The sequence below is a fragment of the Spirosoma flavum genome (genome assembly GCF_042686045.1).
Lineage (GTDB): Bacteria > Bacteroidota > Bacteroidia > Cytophagales > Spirosomataceae > Spirosoma > Spirosoma flavum.
In genome coordinates, this window is record NZ_JBHUOM010000001.1 from 1,315,424 (window position 1) to 1,334,487 (window position 19,064).

General features: G+C 46.4%; 14 protein-coding genes. 10 read left to right on the forward strand and 4 right to left on the reverse strand.

Features of this window, described 5'->3' with window-relative positions; genetic code table 11:
- Positions 1 to 43 precede the first annotated feature (43 nt).
- The 3 genes from ACFS25_RS05365 to ACFS25_RS05375 all read left to right on the forward strand — a co-directional run bounded on the left by ACFS25_RS05365 (position 44) and on the right by ACFS25_RS05375 (position 4,594).
- Entirely contained in the window at positions 44 to 2,152 is a 2,109-nt protein-coding gene (locus tag ACFS25_RS05365) for a S9 family peptidase (protein WP_381497419.1), read from the forward strand.
- Positions 2,153 to 2,167: 15 nt separating this feature from the next.
- The gene (locus ACFS25_RS05370) at positions 2,168 to 3,802 is read left to right on the forward strand and encodes a M1 family metallopeptidase (RefSeq protein ID WP_381497381.1); all 1,635 of its coding nucleotides are present in this window, start codon (positions 2,168 to 2,170) and stop codon (positions 3,800 to 3,802) included.
- Between the two features lie 171 nt (positions 3,803 to 3,973).
- Positions 3,974 to 4,594 carry a transposase gene (locus ACFS25_RS05375; protein ID WP_381497382.1) on the forward strand — a complete coding sequence of 207 codons (621 nt, stop codon included), beginning with the start codon at positions 3,974 to 3,976 and terminating at the stop codon, positions 4,592 to 4,594.
- 117 nt (positions 4,595 to 4,711) lie between these two features.
- On the opposite strand, the gene ACFS25_RS05380 is transcribed toward ACFS25_RS05375, so the two are convergent.
- Together ACFS25_RS05380 and ACFS25_RS05385 are read right to left on the reverse strand one after the other, a co-directional pair.
- Positions 4,712 to 5,650, reverse strand: a complete 939-nt coding sequence (locus ACFS25_RS05380) for a carbohydrate kinase family protein (RefSeq protein WP_381497383.1) — start codon at positions 5,648 to 5,650, stop codon at positions 4,712 to 4,714.
- Between the two features lie 78 nt (positions 5,651 to 5,728).
- Complete coding sequence (locus ACFS25_RS05385; RefSeq protein WP_381497384.1) at positions 5,729 to 7,105, reverse strand: MFS transporter; 1,377 nt, start codon at positions 7,103 to 7,105, stop codon at positions 5,729 to 5,731.
- Positions 7,106 to 7,226: 121 nt separating this feature from the next.
- Here ACFS25_RS05385 and ACFS25_RS05390 point away from each other — a divergent pair, with 121 nt between their 5' ends.
- The 4 genes from ACFS25_RS05390 to ACFS25_RS05405 all read left to right on the forward strand — a co-directional run bounded on the left by ACFS25_RS05390 (position 7,227) and on the right by ACFS25_RS05405 (position 13,098).
- On the forward strand, positions 7,227 to 8,663 hold the full coding sequence (locus tag ACFS25_RS05390) for a BamA/TamA family outer membrane protein (RefSeq protein ID WP_381497385.1): 1,437 nt from the start codon (positions 7,227 to 7,229) through the stop codon (positions 8,661 to 8,663).
- 217 nt (positions 8,664 to 8,880) lie between these two features.
- The gene (locus ACFS25_RS05395; RefSeq protein ID WP_381497386.1) at positions 8,881 to 10,635 is read left to right on the forward strand and encodes an ABC transporter ATP-binding protein; all 1,755 of its coding nucleotides are present in this window, start codon (positions 8,881 to 8,883) and stop codon (positions 10,633 to 10,635) included.
- Positions 10,619 to 12,382, forward strand: coding sequence for an ABC transporter ATP-binding protein (locus tag ACFS25_RS05400; protein WP_381497387.1), 1,764 nt, complete (start codon positions 10,619 to 10,621; stop codon positions 12,380 to 12,382). The genes ACFS25_RS05395 and ACFS25_RS05400 overlap by 17 nt, the downstream gene beginning before the upstream one ends.
- 134 nt (positions 12,383 to 12,516) lie before the next feature.
- Positions 12,517 to 13,098 (forward strand): hypothetical protein, encoded by a 582-nt coding sequence (locus tag ACFS25_RS05405; RefSeq protein WP_381497388.1) that lies wholly within the window; start codon positions 12,517 to 12,519, stop codon positions 13,096 to 13,098.
- 214 nt (positions 13,099 to 13,312) lie between these two features.
- Here the strand turns inward: ACFS25_RS05405 and ACFS25_RS05410 are convergent, their stop codons facing one another.
- Positions 13,313 to 14,383, reverse strand: coding sequence for a branched-chain amino acid aminotransferase (locus ACFS25_RS05410; protein WP_381497389.1), 1,071 nt, complete (start codon positions 14,381 to 14,383; stop codon positions 13,313 to 13,315).
- Between the two features lie 97 nt (positions 14,384 to 14,480).
- The gene (locus ACFS25_RS05415; protein ID WP_381497390.1) at positions 14,481 to 15,083 is read right to left on the reverse strand and encodes a cob(I)yrinic acid a,c-diamide adenosyltransferase; all 603 of its coding nucleotides are present in this window, start codon (positions 15,081 to 15,083) and stop codon (positions 14,481 to 14,483) included.
- 193 nt (positions 15,084 to 15,276) lie between these two features.
- Here ACFS25_RS05415 and ACFS25_RS05420 point away from each other — a divergent pair, with 193 nt between their 5' ends.
- The 3 genes from ACFS25_RS05420 (at position 15,277) to tyrS (ending at position 18,436) form a co-directional block, all read left to right on the forward strand.
- Positions 15,277 to 15,786: a hypothetical protein gene (locus ACFS25_RS05420; protein ID WP_381497391.1), complete on the forward strand. Its 510-nt coding sequence runs from the start codon at positions 15,277 to 15,279 to the stop codon at positions 15,784 to 15,786.
- Complete coding sequence (locus ACFS25_RS05425; RefSeq protein WP_381497392.1) at positions 15,779 to 16,993, forward strand: S-adenosylmethionine:tRNA ribosyltransferase-isomerase; 1,215 nt, start codon at positions 15,779 to 15,781, stop codon at positions 16,991 to 16,993. The genes ACFS25_RS05420 and ACFS25_RS05425 overlap by 8 nt, the downstream gene beginning before the upstream one ends.
- 120 nt (positions 16,994 to 17,113) lie before the next feature.
- The gene (gene tyrS, locus ACFS25_RS05430; RefSeq protein WP_381497393.1) at positions 17,114 to 18,436 is read left to right on the forward strand and encodes a tyrosine--tRNA ligase; all 1,323 of its coding nucleotides are present in this window, start codon (positions 17,114 to 17,116) and stop codon (positions 18,434 to 18,436) included.
- The last annotated feature ends 628 nt before the right edge of the window (positions 18,437 to 19,064 follow it).

Sequence of the window (19,064 nt, forward strand, 5' to 3'; positions counted from 1 at the left end):
CTTGGTCATCTGTGTGGCAGAAGCTCAGATACCCGGTCGGCAGATGCATTGGACCGCCGATGGTACCGGGTATGCCACCGTTGAGCAAGGTGAGCTCGTTAAAACGGATATTCGTACCGGTCGAAAAACAATTCTAGTAGCAAAGAATAAACTGCCTCGGCCCATTGGTGAACAGGTGACACCCATTGCCGACTTTGCCTTTACACCCGATAGTGCCAACGTCCTGATTTTCATGAATACGGCCCGCGTTTGGCGTTACAATACCAAAGGCGATTATTACCTTGTTAATCGGGCGAGTGGACAAGCCCGGCAGATTGGAAAGGGTAAGCCCGCACAGTCGCTTATGTACGCCAAACTGTCGCCGGATGGACGAAGTGTGGGCTACGTTAGCGAACATAACCTGTTTGTTGACGATGTGGCAACGGGGCAGACTACCCAACTGACGACCGATGGAACCCGCAAGCGAATCAACGGCACTTTCGATTGGGCGTATGAAGAAGAGTTTGGTTGCCGTGATGGATTTCGATGGAGTCCCGATAGCAAACAAATTGCTTATTGGCAGGTAGATGCCACCAACATTCGGGATTACCTGATGTTGAACACCACTGATTCTGCTTATTCTCATACAGTGCCGGTTGAGTACCCGAAAGTCGGCGAATCGCCATCGCCAACCCGCATCGGTGTCGTGGCAGCATCGGGCGGGCCAACGGCCTGGTTACCTATTCCCGGCGATTCACAACAGCATTATCTGACCCGTTTGGATTGGCTTCCTAATGCTGGAAGCCTGGTTGTGCAACAATTAAACCGCAAACAGAACGAAAGTAAGTTGTTCATTTGTAAACCCGCCAGTCAATCGGTCAATCTAATCTACACCGAAACCGACAAGGCATGGATTGATGGAAAAGCGCGTTGGAGCCGCGATGACCCTAGTGGCTGGGAGTGGTTGGAGGGCGGTAAGTCTTTTGTTTGGGTTTCCGAAAAAGATGGCTGGCGGCACTTATATCGGGTTAATGTCGATGGAAAAAAAGAAATTAACTTGACACCGGGGGGGTATGATATTGCCACAATCAGTCATATCGATGAGGCTACCAATCTGATCTATTTCATTGCTTCACCCGACAACACCAACCAACGGTATTTATATCGTACTCGCTTAGATGGTAAAGGCAAAGCCGAACGTGTAACGCCTACCGGTCAGGCCGGAACACATGGTTATACGGTTTCACCAAACGGGCGATTGGCTCAGCACACTTTCACGAATTATCAAACACCATTGGCTAGGGAGTGGATAAGCCTTCCCGATCACAAGGCAGTCAACGAAGCCGAAAGCATTGCTGCACGAATAAAACCCCTTGCCAAACCGAATGTCAGTTTTTTTAGCCTTACTACTGATGATGGTGTTACCGTTGACGGTTGGATGGCAAAACCAACTGATTTCGATAGTACAAAAAAATATCCGGTTGTGTTTTATGTCTACGGCGAACCGGCAGGTAGTACGGTAAATGACGATTTCTCTATTGGACAGAACCGTTTGTTTCAGGGCGACATGGCCAAAGCGGGGTATATTTATGTGGCGCTCGACAATCGGGGAACACCCAATCTGAAGGGTGCTGCCTGGCGCAAATCAATCTATAGGCAAATTGGTCGTATTAATATTCGCGATCAGGCGATGGGTGCCCGGAAGTTATTTACGCAACATGCCTACATAGATACCAGCCGCGTGGCCGTGTGGGGATGGAGTGGGGGCGGATCTACCACGTTGCATCTGATGTTTCAATACCCCGATATTTACAAAACGGGGATTGCTATTGCAGCCGTTGGCAACCAGTTGTTCTACGACAATATTTATCAGGAGCGTTATATGGGATTACCGCAGGAGAACCGGGAAGATTTTGTGTCGGGATCGCCAATTACCTACGCCAAAAATCTGCGTGGCAACCTGCTTTATATTCACGGCACTGGCGATGATAATGTGCATTACGACAATGCAGAAGCGTTAATTAACGAACTGATAAAATACAATAAACAGTTTCAGGTAATGCCTTACCCAAACCGCTCGCATAGTATCAACGAGGGACCGGGAACGTCCATGCATCTACAAACGCTGTACACAAACTATCTGCTTAAACAGTGCCCTCCGGGTCCACGCTAACGGCAAGTACATACCATGAATCGACTCTTATCTCTGTATTTGCTGTTGGCTTTTCCCATTCTGGTTCAGGCGCAGAAAGTTGGCTTTTCCCATGATGATACCCTTCGTGGATCCATTACACCCGAACGCGTTTGGTGGGATTTGACATTTTATCATTTAACCGTTCGCGTTCAACCAACCGATAGTACATTAAGCGGATCAACGGAAATACGGTATCGGATTTTGAAACCAGGCCAGGTTATGCAGGTCGATTTACAGCGTCCATTACGCGTGTTGCGTGTGGAGCAGGATGGTGAATCACTTGACGTTCGGCAAGATGGCAATGCGTATTTTGTCACGTTGACAAAGCCGCAAAAAACAGGTCAGGCAGAGGCTATAACGGTCCACTATGCCGGAAAGCCTCGTGTAGCTAAACGCCCACCCTGGGACGGTGGCCTTGTGTGGTCGCGCGATAAGTCTGGAAACTGGTTTATTGCAACAGCCTGTCAGGGCTTGGGAGCCAGCGCGTGGTGGCCCTGTAAAGACCACATGTATGATGAGCCAGACTCAATGGCCATTAGCGTAACAGTTCCCGAAGACCTGACCGATGTCTCCAATGGCCGACTTCGCCGGGTAACGACCAATCCCGATCATACGCGCACATTTGATTGGTACGTTGTCAATCCAATCAATAACTATGGCGTTAACCTTAATATTGGTCGTTATGAACACTGGTCCGAAGTATACAACGGCGAAAAAGGGCCGCTTTCGCTAAACTATTATGCGTTGCCCGAACATCTCGACTCGGCTAAAACACAGTTCCGGCAAGTGCCTAAGATGCTGAAGGCATTTGAATATTGGTTTGGGCCATATCCGTTTTATGAAGACGGGTATAAACTGGTTGAGACACCGTATCTGGGTATGGAACATCAAAGTTCAGTTACCTACGGAAATCGTTTTCGGAACGGCTATCTGGGTCGCGATCTGTCACGAACGGGTTGGGGGCTACTCTGGGATTTTATTATCGTCCATGAATCAGGTCACGAATGGTTCGCCAATAATATTACGTATAAAGATGTAGCCGACATGTGGATTCACGAGAGCTTTACCAACTATTCGGAATGCCTATTTACGGAATATTATTACGGTAAAGAGGCTGGTGCTCAGTATGTAATAGGGTGCAGGGCGAACATACGAAATGATAAGCCAATCATCGGAACCTATAACGTAAATCAGGAAGGATCGAGCGATATGTATTACAAAGGCGGCAATATGCTACATACGATCCGGCAACTCGTAGGCAACGACTTAACCTGGCGGCAACTTCTGCGGGGGATCAACAAAACCTTTTACCACCAAACTGTTACCACTAACCAGATCGAGCAATATATGAGTCAGCAATCGGGCCTTACTTTAAAACCCGTGTTTGACCAGTATCTACGTGATATCCGGATTCCGGTGCTCGAATACCGGCCAGTAGCGGGCGGGTTTCAATACCGCTGGACCAACTGTGTTGCGGGGTTTGCCATGCCTGTTCGTTTATGTATGGGCGAGTCAGGGCCCTATTCTACCATTCAACCGACTGCCCAGTGGAAAACCTTGTCGGCTAAAAATGAAACAATGCTGACGGTTGATGCGAATTATTATGTATTGAGCAAACTAGTGAATTAACTTATTGTATATCAACTATTTTGTGAATGAATCTTTGCCAGATGCGCGATAAATATCGGTTGGAAAGAATTCGCTCGCAACGTTCACTCAAAAGATTGGGGCTTGTGTTGATAGAAAATGTAGCTTGCTGGTGATTAATAAATTATCCCATTCTTATTTTACATAACTATCATGCGAATAAACCTAAACATGCTCTGGGCCGGATTGCTACCGGTTATGTTTCTTACTGGCTGCGGAGAAAATAAGGAAGAAGAGAAGAAAGACGAAGAGTCTGTATCGACACTGGGTGCTGTAAGTGCCATGAAAGAAATGGCTGCTCAGGCGGAAGAAATGCAGAAAAGTGGTCCCGTTGCAACAGTCGATTTCCGGTCACTAAAAGAATTGCTTCCTGCTGATGCCGACGGATTGGCACGGAAAGAAGCCTCTGGCGAAAAAAATGGAGCCGCTGGTTTTACCATCTCAACAGCAAACGGAAAATATGCCAATGCCGACGATAGCGAAACCATCGAACTGTCTATTGTAGATGGAGGAGGCTCGGCCATGATGATGGGATTAGCCGCCTGGTCAATGATGGAAGTGGACAAAGAAACCGAGAATGGCTACGAGAAAACCAGCAAAATTGGTGACAATAAATCGTATGAGAAATACGATAACAGCAATAAAGAAGGCGAAGTTGACCTGCTGGTAAACAAACGATTTGTTGTTACGGCGAAGGGCCGGGGTATTAGCATGGACAAAATTAAAGCCGCGCTCGAAGATGTCGATTTGGACAAGCTTGCCGGATTGAAATAAATAGCGTAGCTGGGTCGGTTCACCGGAGCGATGACAAAAAGGCTATTCTGTGAAAGAGTAAACGAGGAATCTCCGCAACAATTCGCTGTTGCGGAGATTCCTCGTTTGCACGTACTACTAATGATATAGCAGTTTGCGATCTACTTTATCTGGCAATGGGCCTTGTCTGGTGAGTTTCATCTTGGCTAAAGCAGCCCCTGCCTGAGCACAACTTTCAGGGGCATGGCCGTCTAAATAAGCTGTCAGAAAACCCGCCCAGTAGGCATCACCGGCTCCCGTAACATCCACAACGTCAATTTTTTTACCGGGTACATGGGTTTGCTTTTCTCCTTCCTGATACGAGACTATACTACCATTTGGACCGAGCGTCAGACAAATTACGGACGCACCCATTTGGTGAAAATCGCTTAAAATGCGCTCTGGTGTTTGAACCTCCCCATAGAGTCGTTCGGCGTCGTCTTCGCTAATTTTTACCAACGCCCCGGCTGAGCAATAATCGGTTAGCACACGCCATGCCTGTTGTCTGTCGGGCCAGATACTCGGTGCATAATTTGTATCAATTGTAACCTGGCAACCAGCCGCCTTTGCCCGTTTGGCCGCGTCTACAATGGTATTCTGCGCCGGTTGCCGACTCAAAGCAAAACAGGTGGTATGAAATAGTTGAGCTTGAGCTAATAAGGAATCGGGCAATTGGTCGGGTGTGAGCTGGCAGTCAGCATGGCGGTAAGCAACAAAATCTGGGGTGCCAGCCGTGCGCGAAACCAGGACAATACTCGTTGGTTCCAGTGGGTCAGATGTGATGAACTGCGTGTCTACGCCTGATTCCTCGACCTGTCGAATCAGGTATTTCCCAATGTTATCATTACCAACGCAGGAAACCAGCGCAGCCTTATTGCCTAAACGAGCCATATTGGTGGCCATATTTGCCGGACTACCACCCTGATATCGACGGAAATCCTGCGCGTCGAGTAAACTATTTGTGACGTGGTGACCAATAAAATCGGCTAGTAATTCACCGACAGAAAGTAGGGCGTAGGGACGCGGTGGAATTGTCATGCAAAGAGAGTTATTTCGCAGGCAAACTACATAAGAAGATTACAATCGGAATGGCAAATATAAATACTGGTTTAGCCACTAATTCCCGCCCGGTTCAACTGGAAAAGCAGCCTCTTCACTTTGTTTGTTTTCTTTAACCAGAAAGCAGGAAGCAGCTGCCAGGATAAGGCATACCCCACATAGAACCAGCGCGTTACGCGGATCATTTCCGAGTACAGGGCCATAAATGTATTTGATGGTCAGGTTATTGATGATCTGCGGAACAACAATGAACCCGTTGAAAATGCCCATGTACACACCCATTCGTTCTTTCGGTACTGACGAAGACAAAAGTACATAGGGCATGGATAGAATTGACCCCCAGGCCAAGCCAACCAGCGCCATACCAATTAGAAACGCACTTTTATCTTCGCCGAGAAGCATTGAAATGAAGCCCAGCCCGCCAATAGTCAGGAAAGTTGCATGGGTAGCCCGTCGACCAATGCGATTAGCAATAGCGGGCAGGAAAAATGAAATACCGAAACAACCAATATTAAACAGCGCAAAACAATCATTACCCACTTCAATTCCTTTTTCGAACCCCGGCGATTCGGGCGTGGGCGCATTAAATGCATGTCGGGCAATGGCGAGGGACAGATATTGCCACATGAGCGGCAGACCATACCAGGTAAAAAACTTAACCCACCAGAGCTGTTTCATGGTCGGGGGCATTTCGCGCAGGGCAACACCAATTTCCCTGAACACGCCCGCGACACCCCTGCTTTCTCGTTTCTCCCGTTCAAATTCGGCCATGTTTTCTGGCGGATATTCTTTGGTCGTGTACATGGTCCAAATAACAGCACCCAGTACAGCCACGCCCCCAACGTAGAAGGAATATTTCACGAAATCAGGAATGCCATTCGCCCCGGCGGCTACCATCGTAATACCAAATAGAGGCAGAATTCGGGGCATCAGGTTGGCCAGTGTTTGACCAAAACCAACGAAAAAGCTTTGTACCGCAAACCCCAAATCTCGCTGTTTGTCATTCAGTTTATCGCCAATGAACGCCCGAAATGGCTCCATTGACACGTTCAAACCTGAGTCGAGCAGCCACATTAAGCTGGCGGCCATCCAGAGTGAGGTTGAGTTTGGCATCATAATCAGGGCAAAGCTGGTGATGAGTGCCCCGATCAGGAAAAAAGGCTTCCGACGACCCCATCGCTCCGACCAGGTTCGATCGCTTAACGACCCAATAATTGGTTGTACAATAAGACCGGTTACTGGTCCGGCCAGCCACAAAATCGGGATATTGGCTTCGTCGGCGTGTAGGTACCGAAAAATAGGGCTCATGTTAGCCTGTTGCAAACCGAAGCCATATTGAATGCCCAAAAAGCCAAAACTCATGTTCCAGATTTGCCAGAAACTTAAGGTGGGTTTAGCCGTTTTAGTTGACTTCTGAATATTTCCCGTTTGCATAGATTAGTGTATATTTAACAGTCATCATAAGTTTTGCTTACTAGCTAACAATAATACATACTGATTTGCAGGATACGGAGATATACTTGTCTTATTTTTTTGAAAAGATGTACTTTTGCGAATGATTCCGAAAAGGTGGCCGCTCCTGATTCTGATACTAACGGTTTTTATATTATCGTCTCTGTCCGTCTTTGCTTCTGCTTCAGTTGACTCGACGCAAAAAGTTATTGTTCGATCCATTACGCTTAAAGGAAATTACCGTACCCGCGAACGAATTATTCTGCGGGAAATGACACTTCGTGTCGGCGACTCCGTTCGATTGGTCAATTTGCCGGGTCGTGTTGCCTGGGATCAACGTAATATTAATAACACCACTTTATTCATAACGGTGGACGTGGCAAGCCAGATTACTCTACCTATTGACTCTACAGAACTGGCCCAACTCGACCTGACCGTCACCATGAAAGAACGCTGGTATGTCATCGCCTATCCGGTTTTTGATATAGCCGACCGCAATTTTAATGAATGGTGGTATGATCGAGGGCACGATTTTCGTCGGGTTATTTACGGTGGGCGGCTTAGTTACCGCAACGTAACGGGTACCAATGACCGCCTTCAGGTTATAATTGAGCGGGGCTTTTCGCAGCGTACAGTTGTGTCGTATTCCAAACCCTATATCGATAAGGCACAGCGTATTGGTTTGCGGGCCGATGTGGGCTATATCACGAATAAAGAGATTCCCTATCGTACGCAGTTTGATAAGTGGGTGTATGTAAAGTCAGATAATGTGCTTCGCGAACGGGCTTACGCAGCGCTAACCCTCACGCATCGGCGTGGTCTGTATCATTATCACACACTCGATACCCGCTATACCCGCAACACAATTGCGGATACGATTGCTAAACTGAATCCAGACTATTTTCTAGACGGAAGTACCAGTCAGCACTATTTAGCAATGACCTATAGTTACCGCTACGACCGGCGCGATAATATCGTATATCCATTGCAGGGCACTTTGGTCGCTGGGGCCGTTGCTGTTTCGGGTCTGTTGCCGGAGGATAATTTTCATTTTCTGGATTTATCGGCGTCTGTTACCCGCTATTGGGCATTAGGTGGTCGGTTTTACGTAGCCGGTAGTTTGCGCGCCCGCTCCACCTGGCCTACACGCCAGCCGTACTTTAACCTGCGTGGGTTGGGTAGTGTCACCGACATGGTGCGGGGATATGAGCTTTATGTAGTGGATGGACAGCGTACGGCTATTTGGCGTAACAGTCTACGCTATCAGCTCTTTAATGTTCGGAAACAGCTGAACTGGCTTCATGTTCGGCAGTTCAACACGGTGCCAATAGCGGCCTACCTGACGGCTTTTGGCGATGCGGGGTATGTTAGTAGTACGGTGGCGGAACAATACCAAAGTCAATTGGCAAATCGGTTGCTCGTTGGCACGGGTATGAGCCTAGATATTGTGACGTTTTACAATCTAGTGATGCGCTTCAGCGGGACCATTAACGGGCAAGGTAAAGCAGGGTTTTTCTTCAATCTGGCGCAGGAGTTGTAGTGTTAGACCGTTGTTTACCCGGCAGGTCTTTTATCGTCAACTAAAATAAGAATGCAGTTTAGTCTTGCTTAATTGTGTAAGACAACTACCCTTTAGCCACTTTCTCTATTTATAAAATCATCATATCAATTTCCGATGGTAAGTAGGTAAAGGTCGAATTTCCCTACCTTTGAACTCCCCTTCACTCGTAACTAAAGCCTCATTATCAGGATCAATCATGGATAATGTCACTCCGCAAAAAGAAGCATCCAAAAAGCCATCGTTCCCTTTGTTGGGCTTGCTTAAGCCGTATTCCCGGATGATCCTGTTGCTGATCTTGTTTGCCCTGATTAGTAATGGCGTCAATTTGCTGCTGCCGATGATTATCTCGCATGGTATCGACGACTACACCGCCGGGAAGTTCGTCCTGCGAACTATGATTACCGAGTTTTTGGTGGCTGCTCTATTCATTTTTGTCTTTACATATCTGCAAAGCATTATCCAAACGTATGCTTCTGAGCGCGTGGCAAAGGATTTGCGAACACAACTGGCGGCCAAAATTTCACGCCAGAGTTTTGTCTATATTCAGCAGGCGAACCCGTCCCGATTGTTAACAAACCTGACATCAGATATTGATTCGGTCAAGATGTTTGTTTCTCAGGCAATTGTGTCCATTGTCTCTTCACTCTGCATCATCATCGGGGCCAGTATTTTTCTGATCAACATTAACTGGCAACTTGGGCTGGCTGTATTGATGATTGTGCCAATTGTTGGTATCACGTTTTACCTCGTACTGAAAAAAGTCCGGGTCTTGTTTAAGCGAAGTCGGGAAGTAATTGACTGGCTCAATAAAGTTATTAATGAAAGCATTCTGGGCTCGGCTATAATTCGGGTACTCAATTCACAGCAACTCGAATACAACAAGTTTCTGGCGGCCAATACAGATGCTAAAGACCTAGGACTGGCTATTTTACGGTTGTTTGCTGGTCTCATTCCAGTTATCAGTTTCACGGCCAACATGGCTGCTCTAACCATTCTGGTGCTGGGCGGGCACTTTGTTATCACAGGTAGTATGTCGCTCGGAGACTTTGCCGCTTTCAATAGTTACCTGGCCTTACTCATTTTTCCGATCATTATCATAGGTTTTATGAGTAACGTTATTGCGCAGGCATCGGCCTCTTATGAGCGCGTTAATGAAGTGTTGCAGGCCCCCGAAACAACCAATACCGGAACAATAGATGTCACGTTGACAGGCGATATTGAGATCAAGAATGTATCGGTGTATTATGGCGAAAAGCCTGCTTTAAAGGATATTTCTTTTTCGGTAAAAGCGGGTAGCCGAACGGCTATTGTGGGGCCAACCGCAGCGGGTAAAAGTCAGTTGCTGTATTTGTTGACTGGCTTGATTAATGCCACTTCAGGAACGGTCGAATACGATGGCCGACCGATCAACAGCTATGATGAGGATTCCTTCCATCATCAGGTTGGGTTTGTCTTTCAGGATAGTATTATCTTTAATTTAAGTCTTCGGGAAAACATTGCGTTTAGTGACACCGTCACCGACGAGTCGCTAAAAAAAGCTATTGACACCGCCGAATTGCAGGGCTTTATCGACTCACTTCCTGACAAACTTCAGACCGTTGTTTCAGAGCGGGGAGCCAGTCTTTCGGGTGGACAAAAGCAGCGAATTATGCTGGCTCGTGCCTTGGCGCTTAACCCAAATGTGTTGTTGCTGGATGATTTTACCGCTCGCGTCGACACCAATACGGAGCAGAAAATTTTGACGAATGTACAGCAGAATTTCCCTGGTCTAACGCTGCTCTCGGTGACACAGAAAATCGTTCCCATTGAAGATTACGAACAGATTATCCTGCTGATGGAAGGGGAAATCGTTGCCAAAGGTACCCACCAGTTCCTTATGAGTACTAGTCCCGAATACGTTCAGATTTATCAATCCCAACGCAGCACCAGCCAGTATGAATTACGATCTTAGTCAGATTGCCGGGCCAAAAAAGGAAAAAAACGCTACGTATAAAGCGCTACGAAAACTGTTAGCGCTTATTGACGATGAACGCCAAACCTTAATTCTGGCATTTATTGTTATTCTGGTTAATTCAGGATTGACGCTGGTTAGCCCTATGCTGGTTGGTCGTACTATCGACAAATATATTCAAACAAAACAGTACGATGGCGTTCTTCGGAATGCCGTTATCTTACTAGGCGTGTATGCTATGGCGTTCATAACCAATTATATGCAGACACGCCTGATGGGTGGCGTAGGTCAGCGCACGCTATTCAAATTGAGGAATGCCGTGTTCAATAAATTGCAGGAATTGCCCGTCGCATTCTTCAATCAGAACAAGGCGGGTGATCTGATTTCTCGAGTTAACAACGACACCGATAAGCTAAACCAGTTTTTCTCGCAGGCGCTGATGCAGTTTGTTAGCAGCATTTTCATTATGACTGGAGCTGGTTTATTTCTACTCTCTATTGATTTGCCTCTTGGGGCCGCCGTGTTATCACCCGTAATATTGGTCTGGATTTTTACGCAGGCAACTTCTTCCTGGGTAAAACAAAAAAACGCAACCAACTTGAATAGCGTAGGTAATATGAGTGCCGAAATTCAGGAAAGCCTGAATAATTTCAAGGTCATTATTGCTTTCAACCGGCGCGATTATTTCCGCAAACGCTTTGAGGAAGCTAACCAGCAAAATTACAAAACGGCCATTGGCGCTGGCCTGGCAAATAACATTTTTATGCCTGTGTACGGAATTTCGGCCAATCTCGGTCAATTAATTGTTCTGGCGTTTGGTATATATTTGATCTCAACTGGTCATTTTACCATTGGCTTACTAATTAGCTTTTTGTCGTACGTAACCAATTTTTATAATCCACTTCGGCAATTGGCTACCCTGTGGTCAAGCTTTCAGGTAGCCTTAGCCGGTTGGGATCGCATTTCGCATCTGCTGGCTATGCAAACAAACTTGTTAACGGTTACAGATCAGATAGCAACGCAGAATTCCGCACTTCTATCGTTTCAAAATGTGTCCTTCAGTTACCCTGATGGCCAGGAAGTTTTACACAATATTAGTTTTGACTTAGAACGCGGAAAGACCTATGCACTGGTTGGCCCAACCGGTGGCGGCAAAACTACAACCGCTTCATTGATTGCCCGCTTGTACGACCCAACCAACGGAACAATACTGCTTGACGGGAAATCCCTACGTGGGTATACCGCCGAGGAACGCACGCGAAAGATTGGCTTCATTCTTCAGGAACCGTTCCTATTTACCGGTACTGTTCGGGAGAATATTTTGTATGGAAATGAACCGTATCAACAACATTCCAATGAGCAATTGGCCGAGGTTATCCGGACGGCAAATCTGGATGGTTTGGTCGAGCGTTTTGATGAGGGGTTAGACACAAAAATTCAAACGAGCGGTGATGCAATTAGCCTTGGTCAGAAACAACTTATTGCCTTTATGCGGGCCGTTTTACGTAACCCGGATTTACTTATTCTAGACGAAGCCACTGCCAATATTGACACGGTTACGGAGCAATTATTGGACGAGATTTTGCAAAATCTTCCCGAAAAAACCACCCGTATTATCATAGCTCATCGCCTTAACACAATTGAAAGCGCTGACGAAATATTTTTCATTAACTCAGGTCAAGTTACTCGGGCGGGTTCACTCAACGACGCGGTTGATATGCTGTTACACGGAAAACGCGTGAGTTGAGGTAGCTATTAAAATCGGTAAGTGAATAAAATAATATGTTAAACCGAGTTAAGCTAATAAGTTCTTGCTTTTTGTATAAGGCTCGGTGGCAAATCATATCCATATAGTACCTTTGCCGAACCAGCCTGAGACATATGAATAAATATTTCCTTCCGATAGTTGTCTGCTTTTCAATACTCTCTCTTAACGCCTGTCGTAGCCGACAGCAGACTGATAACCAACCTACTGACTCTACAACAGCCGTAGCCGCAACTGAGATGTCAACGTCGGTTGCTATTGTCGGGCGCTTGGCTGAACTTGGTCTAACACCCGACAGTGATTGGCGTGGTATTAACCTAGGCGACGATTTTGCTAAAGTTAAAGCCATTGAAAAAAGTGCACCTTTTGAGAGTGACACCGATCATATTGGCTATACTGTTGAATTGAAAAATCTTGAATCAGCCGATATACTTTATTATCAAACGAGCAAAAAAGTATCGGCTATTGATGTGGACTTATTTCTGAATACGCACCAATCAGTTAATGACTATCAGAAAGAATTAGGAACCTATTTCACTGCTCGTTACGGCGCGTCAAAGCCTGGTGCTGGCGGTCCCATCTGGGTCGGGTCGAAAGGAAATATGGTTACTCTAAAAGATGTTTCGAAAGGCAAGGACTTCGGCTTAAAAATCAAGATATCTCCGGCTGGTAGTGCCGCAACTGCTTCCGCGAAATGACCTGAATTAAAGCGTTGACTGAATAATACTAAATTAGTCCTATCAACTGCCAACTATAGTGATGTAGATAAGTAGCTCTGGATAAGTTATAATATGAGTAGAGTAATGAATATAGTCACGTTATTCAACGACATAGGGTGTTCACTAACTGACATAAAAGCGCGAAAGCCCCGGCTAATCAGCCGGGGCTTTTGCAAGAAGCAGTAGTATCAGCTTATACCTGATGCATCCAACCGAACGTATCGTCAACCTTGCCTGTGCGCAGATCGGTGAGGTAATTTTTTATGCGAACCGCAAACGAATCTTCCGGGGCGAATTCTGGCAGCATATAATCCTTACCATTATAGCCAATGAGCGAGTAAGCCGCACAACCTACCGCTGTGCCAGCCCCGAACGCTTCGGTTAACCGACCCGTTTCGATGGCACTAATAATTTCATCAACGGAAACCAGTCGTTCTTCAACCTCAACCCCCCAATTGCGGGCAATCTTCAAAATAGAATCGCGAGTAACGCCTTTCAAAATGGTATCGGACGTAGCTGGAGTCACTAACTTGCCATCAATAATAAACATGATGTTCATCGTGCCCGATTCTTCAATGTATTTATGCTCGCGGGCATCGGTCCAGATGAGTTGGTCATAACCCTGCTGTTGCGCCAGCATCGTCGGATATAGTGAGCCACCATAGTTTCCGGCGCATTTGGCATAACCTACGCCACCCGGTGCCGAACGGCTATACTCAGTTTCGACTTTAAGTTTTGGCGGATTCGAATAATAAGGTCCTACCGGACAGGTAAAAATACAGAAACGATACGTTTTCGACGGGGCTACACCCAAAAATGTATCCGTTCCAAACATATAAGGGCGAACATAAAGCGAACTCTCCGGGGTGTCTGGTACCCAATCAGCATCTACGCGTAAAAGCGCTTCCAGTCCCCCCATAAATACTTCTTCGGGTAGGGTAGCCATGCACATACGACGGGCGGACTCGTTCATACGCTCGAAGTTGGCGTAAGGACGAAACATAGACACCTCACCAGCCTCATTTTTGAACGCCTTCATGCCCTCGAAAATGGACTGACCATAATGCAGCGACGACAGAGCAGGGCTTAGCGTGAAATTATCGAATGGCACAATTAGTTGATTCTGCCACTGACCATCTACGAAATCGGCCACGAACATGTGATCCGAGAAGTGTTTTCCGAAAGGAAGATGGTTAAAATCTACCTCCTGAATGCGGGAGCGTTCCGCTTTCCGCAATTCAATTTGTAATACGTCCGTCGTCATAACAGCTTATGGTTACTGAGTTAGCCTGTTAATGAACAAGCTTCGGCAAAGCTAAAAAAATAGATTGAGTAAGTTTAGTTGTCTTGACAACTTTTTTTTAGAGTTGTTTTCTTGGCTTCCAGGCTACCTCTTCCGCGTTTAGTTCCTGTGCCATTTTGCGGCTTAATACAAATAGGTAATCTGACAGTCGGTTAAGGTATTGTAACACTAATTCATCTACGGCAGTTGCTCCATTGGGTAGTAGTGACCGGGCTGACTCGTCGTTTAGGGCAATGACTAACCGCTCAGCCCGTCGGCAAACCGTTCGGGCGAGGTGGCAGAACGATACGGACTCATGTCCACCCGGCAGGATAAACGCCCGTAATTCGGGCAATTCGGCATCCATCGTGTCCATTTCCTGTTCGAGTGAGCTAACATCCTCCGGTGTGATAGCAGGCATTGCCCGTTTGGTCGCTGTCTGGATAGATGCCTTTTCGGGATCGGTTGCCAGTTCAGCACCAATAGTAAAGAGTCGGTCCTGAATCTCTTTCAACAAATCTCGGCGTCCTGCATTGACTGGCTGATCGCGTACCAAACCAATCCATGAATTGAGTTCATCCACCGTTCCATAGGCATCAATTCGTAACTCACTTTTACTCACCCGACGCCCGCCAATCAACGCGGTTTGGCCTTTATCGCCCGTTTTTGTGTAAATCTTCATACTGTACCTAAACCAAAATGCTCAACAAATGGCTAAGCTAACGGATTTACCCCATTCGAGCCTTACCTTTGCGGCCTGAAAAATAGTGGATAGTATGTAGTGACTGGCAACGAATAGTTAGACCACCAGCCACTATCTATTACCTACCGCACGGGCGACCCGTGCGCGGGATGGTCCCGTAATCAATTAATTTATGAAAGCAGGTACTTTTTTCGTCCGTGTGTGGCGTCTCATGTCCATTGTCGGATTCCTTCTCGCGCTGTTCAGTAGTTATATTTCGTATCCTGATCAGGTAACGGTGCGCTTCGACGATCTAAATCATCCTATTCAAACCATCAATCGAGAAACGATCTTTTACTTGGCTATTGCCATTTTTCTGATCAACAATACACTGATTAACCTTGTCGGACGCCTATTTCTTCGGGTGCCGACTAACCAGATTCCAATGCCGAACCAGGATGTATGGGCTGCTCATCGTCCAAAATTAGACAATGTGTTTAAGACGTGGTTCAGCTTACTGATGTCTGCCATCAATACAGTTCTGGGTTTGGGCCTGTTGGTACTTTCGTTTCTCAACCGTTCTGACCGACCAATACGGTCCATTGAGTATGCGTGGTTATTGCCGCTCAGTACAATTATTTTGATTGCGGTTATAGCTTCGTTACCAATCCGTTTGTTCATGAAACCCGGTGACGATGACTGAAACAAATGAGCTGCTGTTGAGCCAGTTTCAATACGATCTGCCCGACGACCGTATTGCGCGCTTTCCATTGACCCAGCGCGATGAGTCGAAACTACTTGTTTACCAAGGCGGTCAGATTAGCCATGAGCGGTTTGCTGATTTACCCAGCCTATTGCCCAGAAATAGCTTTCTAGTCTTCAACAATACAAAAGTTATTCCGGCACGTCTGCATTTTACGAAACCAACCGGAGCTACAATCGAGCTATTTCTGCTAAGTCCGTTTCCAACCGATCAACCTATCACATTAGCAATGGAGGTTACTGGCTCGGCGGTCTGGCAATGTATGGTTGGCAACCGCAAACGCTGGAAACAGGATGAGAGTCTGGAAACTACATTCCCGACGCCAACTGGAGACGTTATACTTACGGCCACCTGGCATGATTACGACCAGTCAATAGTTCAGTTAGACTGGCAACCTACAGAATTAACGTTTGCCCAGGTCATCCACTACGCGGGGGAAATCCCATTGCCGCCTTATCTTAAACGCGATGCTATCGATGCTGACCGTGAGACGTACCAAACCATATATTCGAAACAGGAGGGCGCTGTAGCGGCACCTACTGCCGGACTACATTTCACTCCCGCTGTATTTGATGAGCTTGCCGAGCATGGTATTGATCATGAGTATCTGACCCTACATGTTGGGGCTGGAACGTTTCAACCGATAAAAGCTGAAGATATCCGACAGCATCACATGCACACGGAGCAAGTCGTTTATACGCAGCAGAATCTTCGCCACTTACTTGAGCATCCAGATACTATTATAGCCGTTGGCACAACATCCATGCGCGCCCTAGAAAGTCTTTACTGGATAGGCACAAAACTACTGCGAAACGAGTCCAATCCATTCCAGCTTGATCAGCATTACGCCTATCAACTTCCGGCTGACCAACAACCTCTTATAATAGATGCCTTAAACGCTGTTTTAAGTCATCTGATCATTACTAAGCAGGAGTCGATTGTGGCGCATACCGGCATTTATATTACGCCCGGTTATCGAGTCAAAATGTGTAAAGGGATTGTTACCAACTTTCATCAGCCTGGCTCAACCCTAATTTTACTTATTGCCACCCTTATTGGCAATGACTGGAAACATGTATATAAGGAAGCGTTGCAGAATGATTATCGTTTTCTGAGTTACGGTGATTCATCGTTACTGTTGCCATGAGATAGTACTTTTGTAGCACATCTACTTAAAGAATACGGACTATATATATAAGGGTAAAATGAGCACAGCCTTCGCTCTGCACTAGCGACCCAGTTTTGCTCTTTCCCTCTTTCGCTTATTATGAACTTTACTGACGAACTCCGCTGGCGTGGTATGTTGAACGACATGACCCCCGGCACTGAAGAACAACTTCAAAAAGAAGTAACAGCGGGCTATATCGGCTTCGACCCAACAGCCGCGTCGCTCCATATTGGTAATCTGGCCACGGTTATGCTCTTGGTTCATCTTCAGCGGGCGGGTCACAAGCCGTTTGCCTTGGTAGGTGGAGCCACGGGCATGATTGGAGACCCATCAGGTAAAGCGGCTGAGCGTGAATTTCTGTCTGAAGAAACATTGCGACAAAATCAGGAAGGCATTCGTCAGCAGTTAACCAAGTTTTTAGACTTCAATTGCGGAGCTAATTCTGCCGAAATGGTTAATAACTATGACTGGTTCCGGGAAATCTCCTTTCTGGGTTTCCTGCGTGAAGCAGGCAAACACATTACCGTCAATTACATGATGGCAAAGGATTCGGTGAAAAAACGGCTTGAAACTGGTATTTCCTTTACCGAGTTCTCGTATCAGTTACTGCAGGGCTACGATTTTTACTGGTTATACAAGAATAAGAATGTACGGTTGCAAATGGGTGGCTCTGATCAGTGGGGTAATATTACGACTGGTACCGAGCTAATTCGACGGAAAGAAGCCGGTGGGGAGTCGTCACCCGGCGGAGCAGAGGGTCACGAAGGAGGACATCAGGCGTTCGCACTGACGACGCCACTCGTTACTAAAGCCGATGGCACCAAGTTTGGGAAATCTGAAAGCGGTAATGTATGGCTCGACCCAGCCTTAACATCGCCTTATCAATTTTACCAGTTCTGGCTCAATGCCACCGATGCCGACTGTCCGCGCTTGATTCGAGTATTCACGCTTTTGTCACAGGAAGAGATTAACGGGCTGGAGCGCCAACATGAAGAAGCACCACATTTGCGAATTCTACAGAAGGCGATAGCCAAAGAAGTAACTATTCGTATCCATTCTCAGGCAGGCTACGACTTGGCTGTAAAAGCGTCAGAAGTCTTATTTGGCAAAGCCACGCTCGAAATGTTACGGTCTATTCAGACTGATGAGTTTGATATCATCTTTGAAGGGGTACCGCAAACCGAAGTGTCAGCCGATGAATTAGCCAGCAGTAAAGATATTACGGACTTATTATCTGTTGCCAGCCGAGGTGAAATATATGCTTCTAAAGGCGAAGCTCGGCGAGCTATCACGCAAAATGCGGTCAGCATCAATAAGATTAAAGTTGCCGATCCTGCTGCCTCTGTTGATTTAGAATGGCTTCAGGAGCGGTATATACTGGTGTCGAAAGGCAAAAAGAACCACCTGTTGAAAAAAGTTTAGAAAAATTTTAATTGGTTAAGTGATTGAGATTGGGGGGGTTGCCGAAGAATCTTTGGCAGCTCCCAATCTATTTTTAGGACAGGGCTTGACAGGGGCGTAAAATGGACATACCTTTGCACTCCCAAACATCGGGAATGAATCGAGAATAGGAACGCAAGTTGTTAGTAATCAATTCATTAGGTGCAACAGGCTGAGAATCAAACTAGAAATTTATTTTCAGATTTACTTGACAAGTTAAACAAAGTGTGTTACCTTTGCACTCCCAAACATCGGGAAAGATTGAGAAAACAAGTTTAACACATTGAGTATCAATCTATTACAAGGAAATGGTGAAAAATAAGTTTTAAAAATAAATTCAACATTTACTTGACAAGTGGGAAATAAGGAGTACCTTTGCACTCCCAAACAACGAGACACGATTTAGACAAGCTAAGTCACTTCTCAACCACGCTTCGACCAACGGGTCAGGCGCTACGTTCTTTGACAAACGGTCAGCACAAAACAACTCAACGACACATCTTCGGATGTCGGTTGAACAAGACAGTGCGTTGCAATATACGCACAAATTTATTTACGATGGAGAGTTTGATCCTGGCTCAGGATGAACGCTAGCGGCAGGCCTAATACA

Coding starts and splice junctions, on each gene's coding strand:
- ACFS25_RS05365 (WP_381497419.1), top strand. CDS start 44: ATGCATTGGACCGCCGATGGTACCGGGTATGCCACCGTTGAGCAAGGT.
- ACFS25_RS05370 (WP_381497381.1), top strand. CDS start 2,168: ATGAATCGACTCTTATCTCTGTATTTGCTGTTGGCTTTTCCCATTCTG.
- ACFS25_RS05375 (WP_381497382.1), top strand. CDS start 3,974: ATGCGAATAAACCTAAACATGCTCTGGGCCGGATTGCTACCGGTTATG.
- ACFS25_RS05380 (WP_381497383.1), bottom strand. CDS start 5,650: ATGACAATTCCACCGCGTCCCTACGCCCTACTTTCTGTCGGTGAATTA.
- ACFS25_RS05385 (WP_381497384.1), bottom strand. CDS start 7,105: ATGCAAACGGGAAATATTCAGAAGTCAACTAAAACGGCTAAACCCACC.
- ACFS25_RS05390 (WP_381497385.1), top strand. CDS start 7,227: ATGATTCCGAAAAGGTGGCCGCTCCTGATTCTGATACTAACGGTTTTT.
- ACFS25_RS05395 (WP_381497386.1), top strand. CDS start 8,881: ATGGATAATGTCACTCCGCAAAAAGAAGCATCCAAAAAGCCATCGTTC.
- ACFS25_RS05400 (WP_381497387.1), top strand. CDS start 10,619: ATGAATTACGATCTTAGTCAGATTGCCGGGCCAAAAAAGGAAAAAAAC.
- ACFS25_RS05405 (WP_381497388.1), top strand. CDS start 12,517: ATGAATAAATATTTCCTTCCGATAGTTGTCTGCTTTTCAATACTCTCT.
- ACFS25_RS05410 (WP_381497389.1), bottom strand. CDS start 14,383: ATGACGACGGACGTATTACAAATTGAATTGCGGAAAGCGGAACGCTCC.
- ACFS25_RS05415 (WP_381497390.1), bottom strand. CDS start 15,083: ATGAAGATTTACACAAAAACGGGCGATAAAGGCCAAACCGCGTTGATT.
- ACFS25_RS05420 (WP_381497391.1), top strand. CDS start 15,277: ATGAAAGCAGGTACTTTTTTCGTCCGTGTGTGGCGTCTCATGTCCATT.
- ACFS25_RS05425 (WP_381497392.1), top strand. CDS start 15,779: ATGACTGAAACAAATGAGCTGCTGTTGAGCCAGTTTCAATACGATCTG.
- tyrS (WP_381497393.1), top strand. CDS start 17,114: ATGAACTTTACTGACGAACTCCGCTGGCGTGGTATGTTGAACGACATG.